Here is a 12,915-nt window from a genome sequence, read left to right as displayed (position 1 = left end):
GTTTAAAACCGAGTAAAAGGCTATAAAAATTGGGCTTTTTTTGAAGTCATTTCATCCAGGAATACCAGTAGGGCTTTATAAAGTAACTCTAACTCTTGCGGTGATGTTGTAAATGGAGGCACAATGTAAATGGTCTTCCCTAATGGCCTCAAGAAAATTCCATGATTCATAAACCATTGAAAAATCTCATTACGTTTACTTCCATAACGTTCCATTTCTATAGCAAGATCAATTGCTAAAATGACACCACATGAACGTACTGAATCAACTGCGTTATGTGATTGATAAACCTTAATATGTTTTTTATGAGATTGAGTGATTAATTGAATGTTCTCTTGAATAGCATCAGATGTTAAGAGGTCGATAGCGGCGGCGGCAACAGCACATCCCAGAGGATTCCCTGAATAAGTATGCCCATGAAAAAAACCACGCGCTAGCTCATCATCATAAAAGGCATCATAAACCTTTTTTGTACAAGTGGTAATAGCCATAGGCATAATACCGCCAGTTAGTGCTTTAGAAAGGCACATCATGTCTGGCTTGTTAAGCATCGCTTCACTTGCAAAATTGTAGCCTGTTTTACCAAAACCAGTCATCACTTCATCTGCAATTGTTAAAACTCCTTTTTCTTGGAAACATTTTAAGACTTGACAAAGATGTTCTGGCTGGTGCATTTGCATGGCAGCAGCACCTTGTACTAATGGTTCATATATAAAAGAGGCTACTTGATTTTGAGTTGTCAGTTCATCAATTAGGTAGAGAACTTCGCTTAAATTTTCCTCTGTAGGGACTGGTATGCGTTTAACATCTATAAAAAAATCTTCAAATGGTCCATTATAAACAGATAAGCCACTGGCGCTCATAGCTCCAAAAGTATCGCCGTGAAAGCCATTTTCTAAGGCTATTACTACATTACGTTTTTCTCCACGGTTGAAATGATATTGAAAAGCCATCTTTAGAGCAATCTCTACACTAGTAGAACCATTCTCTGAAAAGAATAATTTCTGTTGATTATCCGGTAAGATACCGATCAGTTTCTTAGATAACTGCGCAGCAGGTTCGTGAGTCATTCCTGCAAATACAACATGATGTAATTCATCAACTTGTTTTTTAATTGCTTGAGTTAGCACTGGATTAGTATGACCATAGCTACAAGTATACCAACTTGAAATCGCATCAAAATAGGTCTTACCAGCCATATCAAACAGATAGTTCCCTTGCGCCTTTTTTATCGCAAGAGGACTATTTGCAGTTTTGTGCTGTGTTAATGGATGCCATATATGCTGGGCATCTAGTTTTTGAAGCTCTTCTAATGTCATAATGCTAATAGCTTTTCTCTCATCGTACTGGCAACTGCTGCAACACTATCATTATTTAATGAGTCTATATAAGATAAATGAGCAATAGTAGGAACACCAGTCATTTTTTCAATAATCTCTATAGTTCCTGATAACTCAACCTGATTATAAATTATACCAGCACACGATAGACCACGAGACCTTAAAACTTCAATACTCAATAAGGTATGATTGATACTACCTAAATAACCAGAACTAACTAGAATTACCTTATCCGATGGCTGAATTAAATCTATAATCGTGTGTTTATCATTTAAAGGAACTAACAGTCCGCCAGCGCCTTCAATGACCATATTGTTTTCCGTTTGCGGTCTTTTAATCTCTTCTAATTCTATCGTAATACCATCAATAGCAGCAGCTTCATGCGGACTCATAGGTGTTTCTAAAAAATACCGCTCTTTATGAAACACAGTATCATTATTTGAGATCAATCGCTGCACTTCCATACGGTCCGAATGCTCTATTCCACCGCTTTGTATAGGTTTCCAATAGTCTGCCTCTAACGCTTGAGTAATTGCAGCCGCCACCAGCGTTTTACCTACATCTGTACTTATTCCTGTTATAAAATAACTATTCATTAAGATCAAATTTATGGGAGCAGTTCATACATTTATAATGCTTATCGCTTGAGAAAGGAAAAATGCTTAAGAGCACTGCTTTTAATCGTTCTGCAAAGGTAGTTGCTGTCATCACATCACCTTGTTCTCTTACGGCTCTTTTTTTACATTTAGGACATATTACCAGATGAGTAATACGTTGTGTAATTTCAGGGTTTGATTTTTCAATAAGCCCTATAGCTTTAATATAATCTTCTTTGTATACATCCATTTTTACACCACCTATCGCATTAGTGGCAAACGGATCTGTAGCAATGGTAAACTCATCTCTTAAAAAAACTGAGATATTTTCGCTTTCTAGTTTAGATTTAATGACTGCAGCCTCTGCAGGATAAGCAAATACAGCTATTGTTCTAAATTTGCTCATTTCTTTTTCAGAGATTTTGCAATGGTTTCAAGGACATATTCACAGTCATCAATAGTGTTATAACTATGTAGACATAACCTTAATCGCTCTTGACCTTCTGGTACAGTAGGTGATAAAATGGCTCTTACATCATATCCTTTGTGTTGCAATTGACCAGCCACTTTTCTTACATTCTTGTTACCTGGTATAATACAAACTTGTATGGCGGTCTCGCTTTCGCGAAAGCGTAATCGCAATCCACTTTGCACCACTAGTTTATTGAACTGCTGTATTAAAATTTGTAATTTTTTTATATGTACATGCTGATTCTCGAGATGCTCATAACCAGCATTAATAGTTAAAAGAGCATGTGGCGGTAATGCTGTGGTATAAATGAATGTGCGACAAAAATTAATCAAGTATTGTACTAAATCACTACTACCTAATATGGAAGCACCATGACAACCTAACGCCTTACCATATGTCACAACCCTAGCAAAAACTTGATCTTCTAATCCTAAATACTGTACGAGACCTTCACCATTATGACCTATAACACCTAAAGCGTGTGCCTCATCAACAATAAGATAAGCATTATTCATTTTTTTAGTAAGCTGAGTTAATTCTTCTAGTGGTGCTTGATCACCATCCATTGAAAAAACAGATTCAGTGATCACATAAACCTCTAGTTGTTCACCTTTTCCGAATTTATCTAGTAATATTTTTAAGTGATCAATATCATTATGTCGAAATTTAAGGGAACGTGCCATCGAAAGTTGAATACCATCCCTAATACTGGCATGTACTAACTCATCATATAAAATTAAATCGCCACGCTGCGCAACACTACTTATTAAACCTAGATTTGCGTCATAACCAGAGTTAAAAATGAGTGCATTTTCTGATTTATGAAAATGAGCGATACGATTTTCTAATGTATCAAATGCTTTACTATGTCCAGATAACAATCTAGAACCGGTGGCGCCATGTAGTAAGGTAGACTCCTCAACCATAGGGATTTTTGAAAAACCCAGGTAATCATTAGATGCAAAATCTATAAGATTGTTGTGCGATTTAAGTCTGCGCATATTTCCTGAGAAGTGTCGCATGCCTAGTTTGCGTATGAGTTTATCTGGTAGCATGTGGCAAAAGTAAGGAGTAATCTGTTATCGAATCATAGTTATTATGGAATATGAACCATAGACAGTCCATCTTTTTACTAGACATTACTTAACTGCACTAGTCTAGCTATTCAATGCTATACATTTGAACCTATTGATAATCTTGAGTACAGAGCTAATTGATTTTGTGTCCTTTAAAAAAATCTTATATTAGCATCACATTAATAACAACACGATGAAAAAAGCAATATTTATAGTGGCATTATGTTTAGGAACTCTAGCAAGTGCACAAACATTGAGCATGGATCTTACCAAAGCTCTTAAGAACGACGACACCACAGCCATTAATAGCTTAGTTACAGACAGTAACAAGGATACTTGTTATGAGGTTGGTAAATCCACTTCTTCACTTGCTCAACTAGCCATTCAAATGGACAGTGCAGATGTTTTACAGTTTTTAATTACTCAAAAGAATATCGATATTAACAATACATGTAATAATATGACGCCCTTAATGACCGCTGTTCAAATGGGACGTCCACACTTAGTGTCTATGTTATTAGACGCTGGAGCTGATAAGTCTTTAAAATTAGACGGAAAAACTGCAATGGATTATGCAACTGGAAATAATGCAGCAGCTATACAAAAGCTTTTGAAATAAAAGAGTTTAGTACTTACTGGTGTTAAACTAAAAAAGCCTCGATTCATAAGAATCGAGGCTTTTTTAATATCTTATAAAGTAAAGTATTAGTCAGCTAATACGATTGCTTTATTATCTTTCATTTCTATAACTCCACCAGTGATGTGAAAATTAGTAGTTCCATCTTCTTTGGTAAATAAAGACGCAACCGTCTCTTCTAGTTCTACTTTACCAAAAATCTTTACAGCTCCTTTTACTAATAATGAAACAACAGGTGCGTGATTATCCAGCATTTGGAATTGTCCACTTATACCAGGAACCGATACAGATTCAACAGTACCGCTAAAAAGAGTTTGCTCTGGTGTTACTATTTCTAAAATCATCTTTGTTTACTTTTCAATTACAATAAAACAGTCGCGATAATCCTTTAATTACCGCGACTGCCATTGTTTGATTTATGATACCTCAGCAAGCATTTTTTCTCCTGCCTCAATTGCTTCTTCAATAGTACCTTTAAGGTTAAATGCACTTTCTGGTAAGTGATCTAACTCACCGTCCATAATCATATTAAATCCTTTGATAGTATCTTTAATGTCAACTAACACACCTTTAAGACCAGTAAATTGCTCTGCTACGTGGAATGGCTGAGATAAGAAACGTTGTACACGACGTGCACGGCTTACTGCAAGTTTATCTTCTTCAGATAACTCTTCCATACCTAAGATAGCAATGATATCTTGAAGTTCTTTATAACGCTGTAATAATTCTTTTACGTTTTGTGCGCACTCATAGTGCTCTTTTCCTAAGATGTCTGCAGTAAGAATACGAGATGTAGAGTCTAGTGGATCTACCGCTGGGTAAATACCTAATTCTGCAATTTTACGTGATAATACTGTAGTCGCATCAAGGTGAGCAAATGTTGTTGCTGGTGCTGGATCCGTAAGGTCATCTGCAGGTACGTATACCGCTTGTACAGATGTAATAGATCCTTTCTTTGTTGAAGTAATACGTTCTTGCATCGCTCCCATCTCAGTAGCTAGTGTAGGCTGATATCCTACCGCAGATGGCATACGACCTAGAAGTGCAGATACCTCAGAACCTGCTTGAGTAAAACGGAAAATGTTATCAACGAAGAAAAGTACGTCTTTCCCTTGTCCATCTCCAGCTCCATCACGGAAATACTCAGCAATAGTAAGTCCAGAAAGTGCAACACGTGCACGTGCTCCTGGCGGCTCATTCATCTGACCAAAAACGAATGTCGCTTTTGAATCTTTCATGATTTCCTTATCTACCTTTTGTAAATCCCATCCACCTTCTTCCATAGAGTGCATGAATGCATCTCCATATTTTATAATTCCAGATTCTAACATCTCACGTAGAAGGTCATTCCCTTCACGTGTACGCTCACCAACTCCAGCAAATACTGAAAGTCCACCGTGACCTTTTGCAATGTTATTAATCAATTCTTGAATCAATACTGTTTTACCTACTCCAGCTCCACCGAACAGTCCAATTTTACCACCTTTTGCATAAGGTTCAATAAGATCGATTACTTTAATACCAGTAAAAAGTACTTCTGTAGATGTTGAAAGATCCTCAAATGCTGGCGCTGATCTGTGGATAGATAAACCATCATCTCCTGTTTTAGGAAGGTTACCTAAACCATCAATCGCATCACCGATAACATTAAAAAGACGACCATAAACGTCATCTCCAATAGGCATTTTAATAGGGTTCCCTGTAGATTTAACAGCGGTTCCACGTGAAAGACCATCTGTTGAATCCATAGAAATGGTTCTTACAGTATTCTCACCGATATGAGACTGCACTTCTAAAACTAGAAGGTTACCATTAAGTTCTACTTCAAGAGAATCATAAATTTTAGGAAGTGCCCCTTGTGCACTGTCAAATGTTACGTCAACCACCGGACCGATGATTTGTGAAACGCTACCTGTAATTTGAGACATTATATAATGTTTTTAAACTTAAAAAGATACGGCTTCAAAAAGCCTTTTTTCAGTGGCGCAAAGATACTGCTTTCCTAATTATATAGACATCAGAATTTTCAATTTTTTTATAAGCTCAAAAATCTATTGGATTACAACTAGGATTGTTGAATCACGCTTACGCGAAAGCGTAATAAAAAACCACCTAATCTCTTAGGTGGTTTCTACTTATATCTTTGGTCATCTACCTACTATTCTACCGTAACAGATTTCGCTAGATTACGTGGTTGATCCACGTTTTTATCTAACATTACTGCTATATGATAAGATAATAATTGTAATGGTATAGTGGTTAATAAAGGTGTCATAAACTCTATAGTATCAGGCACCTCTATTACGTGATCTGCAAGATCACGCACATCAACATCTCCTTCTGTAACGATACCTATTATCTTACCGCTACGAGATTTAATTTCCTGAATATTACTGACCACCTTTTCATAATGCCCTTTACGGGTCGCGATTACAACAACTGGCATTTGCTCATCAATCAAAGCAATAGGCCCATGTTTCATCTCTGCAGCTGGATAACCTTCTGCATGAATATAACTGATCTCTTTAAGCTTAAGAGCTCCTTCTAGCGCAACTGGAAAGTTAAATCCACGTCCTAAGTATAAACAATTAGGTGCATCTTTATATATCGCAGCTATTTTCTCGATATGATCGTTAGAACCGAGAGCTTTTTCTACTTTTTCAGGAATTGTATCTAATTCTTGTAGATATCTATGGAAGTCACTAGTCGAAATCTTACCTTTTTTCTTTGCTAACTGTAATGCGATAAGTGTTAGGACCGTAATTTGAGTTGTAAAAGCCTTAGTAGAAGCAACACCTATTTCTGGTCCTGCATGAGTATAAGCTCCTGCATGCGCCTCACGAGAGATGGAACTACCTACCACATTACAAACTCCAAAAACGAAAGCTCCTTTATCTTTAGCCATCTTTATAGCAGCCATTGTATCTGCTGTTTCTCCACTTTGAGAAATAGCAATTAATATATCATCCTTATCAATAACAGGATTCCTATACCTAAACTCTGACGCGTATTCTACTTCTACAGGTATTCTTGCAAGATCTTCAAAGATATATTCTGCCACAAGACCTGCGTGCCATGATGTACCACAAGCTACAATCAATATACGCCTAGCATTTAAAAACTTATCTATATGATCATCAATACCAGCCATCTTAATTAGGCCTTGATCTACTAACATTCTACCTCTGAAGGTATCTCTAATAGCCTGAGGTTGCTCATAAATTTCTTTAAGCATAAAGTGATCGTAACCACCTTTTTCAATCTGCTCAAGATTCATTTGTAATTCCTGTATGTACGGATCTACTAATGAGTCATCATGTATTTTACGGATTTTCATATCCTTGTGAGTACGCACAACAGCCATCTCACCGTCTTCTAAATAAATAGCTTCTTTAGTAAACTCAATAAAAGGAGACGCGTCACTAGCTATGAAGAATTCGTTTTCACCGACTCCTATTGCAAGAGGAGACCCTAAGCGAGCTACTACAATCTCATTAGGCTTATTACGATCAAACACGGCAATTGCATAAGCTCCTATAGTCTGATTTAAAGCTATTTGAACCGCCTTACCTAATTTTACTTTTTCTTTAGTCTTTACATCCTCTATTAGATTTACTAATACCTCTGTATCTGTATCTGATTGAAAAGTAAATCCTCTATTCATCAACTCTGTCTTAAGAGGTTGATAGTTTTCAATTATACCATTGTGTATAATTACAAGGTCACCACTATTAGAAAAATGAGGATGAGAATTAACATCATTAGGCACACCATGTGTAGCCCATCGTGTATGACCTATTGCGATAGTACCATTAGTACTAACCTCTGATTCTAACTTTGCCTCTAGATCAGCAACTTTACCTTTGGTTTTTGAAAACTTAAGATCTGTACCATCATAAATAGCAATCCCAGCACTATCATAACCTCTATATTCAAGTCTTTTAAGACCATTTAAAACAATAGGATAAGCGTCACGATGTCCTATGTAACCTACGATTCCACACATAATTTTCTATTTAATTGATTGTTTCTGAATAGTAAATCTCTAATTTAAGACGCTTATCAGCATCATTTGAAAGATTACCATGCAAAACTGTTCCCTCATGAGATATAGCAGATCCAGTCAGGATTTCTTCTACTACATTAGGATTTTTTACTTGAGCACCAGAAATTGAACTAACATTTTGTGTCACAGCTAGACCAAGACGAACATTCTCTATATCACCACTAATAATACTATTAATGTGTTCTGTCAATCTTATCTTATATTGAATACCTTGAGAAGTATCGTCATCTTCATCAACTCTTTCTAAAACACCTAAATGATTAGTCCTTAAGGATGAATTATCAAGAACATAATCTATAAGCACAGTTTTGTCATCATAATTATAAAGTATAATACGCTCCGGTTCAGTACTACCAGCAACAACCTCTGACTGATCTACATAGAATGTAAGTGAGGCATCATTAATAATCCAATCATCAGCTATTACCTGAGTTAAAGCATCTGCTTCTCCATTCATATCTACATCAGGCCCAAATAAATCAATTAAAACTACTGAACCTTCACCACCTTTTAGATATAATCTCTCTTCACCACTAACGTTATCATTTGCTGATTGTATTGACGAAACGATTGCTGGATCTAACTCGTTGTTTATAAAACCTACTTTATTACCATCAAAATTTAATTCAACGATACTTTCAATTTCTATGGTCGTTGTAGTAGGGTCGTTATCTATATCACTATCATCATCAAATTCTGATCTTATATACAGTTTGATATCAGCATCGTTTAGGTTAAAATGAACCATATGACCATTACCGGTAAATCCAGATAATTTAAAATACAATCCTCTAAAGTAATTTTGAAAATCACTAGCGCTCTGAAGAGCTGGTTGACCTTCCTGATCTATTATTAAAGACCTCCAGTATGCTGAACTAGCTGGTGTTAGATCAATACGCTCCCTTAACCTTGGAGCAGACCTACTGCTAACAACGTCATCTAATGCTAACTCTATTGATTCTTCTTCATTCGGAAAAAAATTGTCATCAGAATAAATCAGAGGTCCTAAATTAGACTCTATGGTAGGCTTAAGATCCGAATAATACACCGCAGGATTGGTAACGTCATCTACATCAAAACTATTTAAGAAATATTTATTTTCATAAATTTCCAATCCATTTTCCATCGTACCATATAATGAATCAATACTATAAGTAGTTACCTCACCTACAACAGTTTCTATTGTAGAATAATATGGTATTTGAAGCACAACACTATCTAATACAATATTATCACCAAAATCTGGATCGGTAAAAGCTAAATTAACCTGACTAACAAAGTCGTAACTAGTTCTTCCATAAACTGGGTCATTATAGACTCCAAAAGGAAAAGATCCAAAATTATTAGTCTGTACAGGGCCTAATAACTCATTAAATGCAACTACATCAAATTCTTGTTTTTTGATTCGATCATTTAACTGATCTGCTCCTAGTATGTCACTCCCGATTGTATTTAACTCGTTATCACACGCAGCTAATCCTAAAATTAAACCTGCAACAATTGAAACGTTCATAGCAACACGTTTCATTTTACTCATCATTTTCTTTTTCATTTAAAATATCGTTAAGATAGAATCCTTCATAAGCATCTGCAAATTCTTCATGAGAATGGAATTCCAAAACAGGCTTATCAACAGAGTCGATATAAGAATCTAACTCCTCGCCTAAATCCTCACTAGCTTTAATAATCCCATCACTAAACCTAACAGCATTCTTCATTATATTAACATATGAAGGCTCCTCAAACTCAGTTACAGCATCATCATCCAATGCATCAAATCTTAGTTTATCTATCATTTCAGTATCTAACGTTCCTTCAAAGGATTGATTATATACCGAGGTAACTATTTTACTATCTTCAAATAATGGATCATTACCATAATAATTCTTTATGTACAATGGCAGTAGTCCGGCTAACCATCCGTGCACGTGAATAATATCTGGCGCCCAATTTAATTTCTTAACTGTTTCAATGACTCCTTTGGCAAAAAAGATAGCACGCTCATCATTATCATCAAACATGTTACCATCCTCATCTGTAAGCGTCGCCTTACGCTTAAAATAATCTTCATTATCTATAAAGTAAACCTGCATTCTTTCCTTAGGAATAGAAGCCACTTTAATGATTAGTGGCATATCTAAATCATTAATGATTAGATTCATTCCACTTAAACGGATTACTTCATGCAATTGGTGTCTGCGCTCGTTAATATTTCCGAAACGAGGTGTAAATATTCTGATCTGACCTCCACGATCATTCACCATTTTAGGACTAAAATAGGACATCGAGGATGCTTCAGTTTCTGGTAAATAAGGGATAACTTCTGAGGATACGTACAGGACTCTTTTTTCCTTCATAAATTGTTTTATTGATGCCTAACTTTTAGCAAGTTGCAAAAATACACAATTTCTTGCACTTTCATGGTTTAACCTTATGTTTGTAGCATTGTCCAAACCTATATCCCTATGGTACTTCAAACCCATAAAGAATTAAGCTCACAGATTGAAAGCCTTAAAAATGAAAGTCTTAGAATCGGATTTGTTCCTACCATGGGAGCTCTTCATGCTGGACATATTTCTTTAATGCAGGAAGCAATGAAATCTAACGACGTTCTCGTTGTGTCTATTTTTGTAAACCCTACCCAGTTTGATAATGCCAGCGATTTAAGTAAGTATCCTAGAACGGTTGATAATGATATCGATCTAATCTATAAACATTTTGATAAATCCAAGGTAATTATATACACTCCTCACGTTGAGGATATATATGGTAATAGCACAGTCGCAAAATCTTATAAATATGATGGATTAGAGCAGGTAATGGAAGGTGCTAATAGACCAGGTCATTTTGATGGAGTAGGAACCATTCTAGAATTCTTATTTCAAAAAGTACAACCAGATCATGCTTATTTTGGCGAGAAAGACTTTCAACAGTTACAAATAGTCAAGAAACTAGTAGAAAAACTCCATTTACCTATTCAAATCATAGGCTGCCCCATAAAAAGAGAAATGAACGGACTAGCAATGAGCTCTCGCAATGAAAGATTAAGTCCTAAAGCCAGGAAAGAAGCAATTTTCATTATACAATCTCTAGAAAAAGCTAAAGAACATTTCAAAAACCACAGTATTAATGATACTGTTGAAATGGTACAAAAGTTGTATACAGAAAATAAAAATCTAGAATTAGAATATTTTACTATCGCAAGTGAAGAAACTCTAGTCCCTGTAAAACGTAAATACCATAAACACACCTATAGAGCTTTTATAGTTGCCCATTTAGAAGGTGTAAGATTAATTGATAATATGCGTTTATCATAATAATGATTTTTAAATAATTACAAATCGTATCTTTGCAACATGTTAATTACAGTAGTAAAATCCAAAATTCACCGAGTTAAAGTAACCGGTGCAGACCTAAATTACATAGGCAGTATCACCATTGATGAAGATCTAATGGATGGTGCAAATATAGTTGAAGGTGAAAAAGTTCAAATTGTTAATAATAATAACGGTAACCGCTTAGAGACCTATGCCATTCCTGGGCCGAGAGGTAGCGGAGAAATCACTCTTAATGGAGCAGCAGCAAGAAAAGTAGCTCCTGGTGATGTGCTTATCCTTATCTGTTATGCTCAAATGACGATGGAAGAAGCTCGTGCTTTTAAACCAACACTACTTTTCCCTAATGAAGAGGATAACACCTTATCATAAATCAGCTTGAAAAAAGCATCTCTCAAAGCATTAAAAATAGTATTACCGCTTGCGCTAGGTATATTTTTAATTTATATCTCTTACACTCAGTTTACTGAAAATCAAATTGAAGAGATAAAATCTTATTTGATTGATGCAAACTATAGCTGGATTGTTCTAGGAGTTTCACTATCCTTTTTGAGTCACCTATCTAGAGCATGGCGATGGAACTATATGCTTAAAGCAATAGGGCATCAACCAGCTTTTCTTACTAATGTGATGGCTATTGGCACAGGATATGCTATGAATTTAATAATACCTCGCAGTGGTGAAGTAGCTCGTGCAGTTGTTGTAAATAGAGTAGATAACGTACCAGTAGATAAAGCTATAGGTACTATAATAGCAGAGCGTGTTCTCGATTTTATTATTCTATTAATCATCACAGCTACCGCTTTATTAGTGTCAGGCACTGTTATCATTGACTTCTTTAAAGAACGTTTAAATACTGCTTTCGCGAAAGCAGAATCTTCAACAATTATTATCTATGGAATAATTGCGCTAATCTTTACCGTCATTGTAGTTGTATTATTTAGATACATAAAACCATTTCAAAAACTAAAAAACTTTATCAGCGGTCTTAAAGATGGTTTTAATACGATATGGACCATGCAGCAAAAATGGCTTTACCTAGCTCATACATTATTTATATGGACCATGTATTTATTAATGTTTTACGTCAGTATTTTTGCCATTCCAGGCACAACCTCTATACCTATTAGCGGAATTTTAAGTGCATTCGTAGCAGGTAGTTTTGCCGTCGCGTTTACAAACGGCGGTTTTGGTGCTTATCCCTATTTTATAGCACAGGTCCTTTTGCTATTTGACGTGGCAGACACCTTAGGAACGTCACTAGGTTGGATCCTGTGGACCTCACAAACAGTACTAGTTCTAGTTTACGGTATAGTATCATTTGTAATGCTTTCTATAAAAAATAGTGTTTCGGCTAAATAATTGTAAATTCCGTTCCAAAAATTTTCTTACA

The 12,915-nt window shown here is 35.7% G+C and carries 13 protein-coding genes; 4 read left to right on the top strand and 9 right to left on the bottom strand.

Annotated features, from left to right (window positions below):
* Positions 1–20: 20 nt before the first annotated feature.
* Genes bioA through IL45_RS10370 form a run of 4 tightly spaced genes read right to left on the bottom strand, consistent with a single transcriptional unit; the run spans position 21 to position 3,463 of the window.
* Complete coding sequence (gene bioA, locus IL45_RS10385; protein WP_036583568.1) at positions 21–1,319, bottom strand: adenosylmethionine--8-amino-7-oxononanoate transaminase; 1,299 nt, start codon at positions 1,317–1,319, stop codon at positions 21–23.
* Positions 1,316–1,936 carry a dethiobiotin synthase gene (gene bioD, locus IL45_RS10380; RefSeq protein WP_036583566.1) on the bottom strand — a complete coding sequence of 207 codons (621 nt, stop codon included), beginning with the start codon at positions 1,934–1,936 and terminating at the stop codon, positions 1,316–1,318. Before bioD ends, bioA begins: the two co-directional genes overlap by 4 nt.
* On the bottom strand, positions 1,929–2,342 hold the full coding sequence (locus IL45_RS10375; RefSeq protein WP_036583564.1) for a hypothetical protein: 414 nt from the start codon (positions 2,340–2,342) through the stop codon (positions 1,929–1,931). The genes bioD and IL45_RS10375 overlap by 8 nt, the downstream gene beginning before the upstream one ends.
* On the bottom strand, positions 2,339–3,463 hold the full coding sequence (locus tag IL45_RS10370) for an aminotransferase class I/II-fold pyridoxal phosphate-dependent enzyme (protein WP_036583562.1): 1,125 nt from the start codon (positions 3,461–3,463) through the stop codon (positions 2,339–2,341). Before IL45_RS10370 ends, IL45_RS10375 begins: the two co-directional genes overlap by 4 nt.
* Positions 3,464–3,677: 214 nt before the next feature.
* On the opposite strand from IL45_RS10370, the gene IL45_RS10365 reads away from it, so the two are divergent.
* Positions 3,678–4,103 carry an ankyrin repeat domain-containing protein gene (locus IL45_RS10365; protein ID WP_036583560.1) on the top strand — a complete coding sequence of 142 codons (426 nt, stop codon included), beginning with the start codon at positions 3,678–3,680 and terminating at the stop codon, positions 4,101–4,103.
* 86 nt (positions 4,104–4,189) lie between these two features.
* Here the strand turns inward: IL45_RS10365 and IL45_RS10360 are convergent, their stop codons facing one another.
* The 5 genes from IL45_RS10360 to IL45_RS10340 all read right to left on the bottom strand — a co-directional run bounded on the left by IL45_RS10360 (position 4,190) and on the right by IL45_RS10340 (position 10,544).
* Positions 4,190–4,465: a F0F1 ATP synthase subunit epsilon gene (locus IL45_RS10360; protein ID WP_036583558.1), complete on the bottom strand. Its 276-nt coding sequence runs from the start codon at positions 4,463–4,465 to the stop codon at positions 4,190–4,192.
* Between the two features lie 72 nt (positions 4,466–4,537).
* On the bottom strand, positions 4,538–6,049 hold the full coding sequence (gene atpD, locus IL45_RS10355) for a F0F1 ATP synthase subunit beta (RefSeq protein ID WP_036583555.1): 1,512 nt from the start codon (positions 6,047–6,049) through the stop codon (positions 4,538–4,540).
* Positions 6,050–6,279: 230 nt separating this feature from the next.
* Entirely contained in the window at positions 6,280–8,127 is a 1,848-nt protein-coding gene (glmS, locus tag IL45_RS10350; protein WP_036583553.1) for a glutamine--fructose-6-phosphate transaminase (isomerizing), read from the bottom strand.
* A gap of 10 nt (positions 8,128–8,137) precedes the next feature.
* Positions 8,138–9,739, bottom strand: coding sequence for a DUF4270 domain-containing protein (locus IL45_RS10345; protein WP_036583551.1), 1,602 nt, complete (start codon positions 9,737–9,739; stop codon positions 8,138–8,140).
* The gene (locus tag IL45_RS10340) at positions 9,717–10,544 is read right to left on the bottom strand and encodes a glycogen/starch synthase (protein ID WP_036583549.1); all 828 of its coding nucleotides are present in this window, start codon (positions 10,542–10,544) and stop codon (positions 9,717–9,719) included. Before IL45_RS10340 ends, IL45_RS10345 begins: the two co-directional genes overlap by 23 nt.
* A gap of 108 nt (positions 10,545–10,652) precedes the next feature.
* Here IL45_RS10340 and panC point away from each other — a divergent pair, with 108 nt between their 5' ends.
* From panC to IL45_RS10325, 3 genes are read left to right on the top strand one after another with little or no spacing between them, the layout of a single operon-like run.
* A complete protein-coding gene (gene panC, locus IL45_RS10335; RefSeq protein ID WP_036583546.1) occupies positions 10,653–11,504 on the top strand; it encodes a pantoate--beta-alanine ligase in 852 nt (283 codons plus the stop codon).
* Positions 11,505–11,543: 39 nt separating this feature from the next.
* Complete coding sequence (gene panD, locus IL45_RS10330) at positions 11,544–11,894, top strand: aspartate 1-decarboxylase (protein WP_036583545.1); 351 nt, start codon at positions 11,544–11,546, stop codon at positions 11,892–11,894.
* A 6-nt stretch (positions 11,895–11,900) separates the two neighbouring features.
* Positions 11,901–12,884, top strand: coding sequence for a lysylphosphatidylglycerol synthase transmembrane domain-containing protein (locus tag IL45_RS10325; protein ID WP_036583543.1), 984 nt, complete (start codon positions 11,901–11,903; stop codon positions 12,882–12,884).
* The last annotated feature ends 31 nt before the right edge of the window (positions 12,885–12,915 follow it).

The sequence above is a fragment of the Nonlabens ulvanivorans genome, from assembly GCF_000732625.1.
Classification (GTDB): Bacteria; Bacteroidota; Bacteroidia; order Flavobacteriales; family Flavobacteriaceae; genus Nonlabens; species Nonlabens ulvanivorans.
The sequence above is the reverse complement of the archived record's forward strand: the minus strand, read 5'-3'. Positions and strand labels throughout refer to the sequence as shown.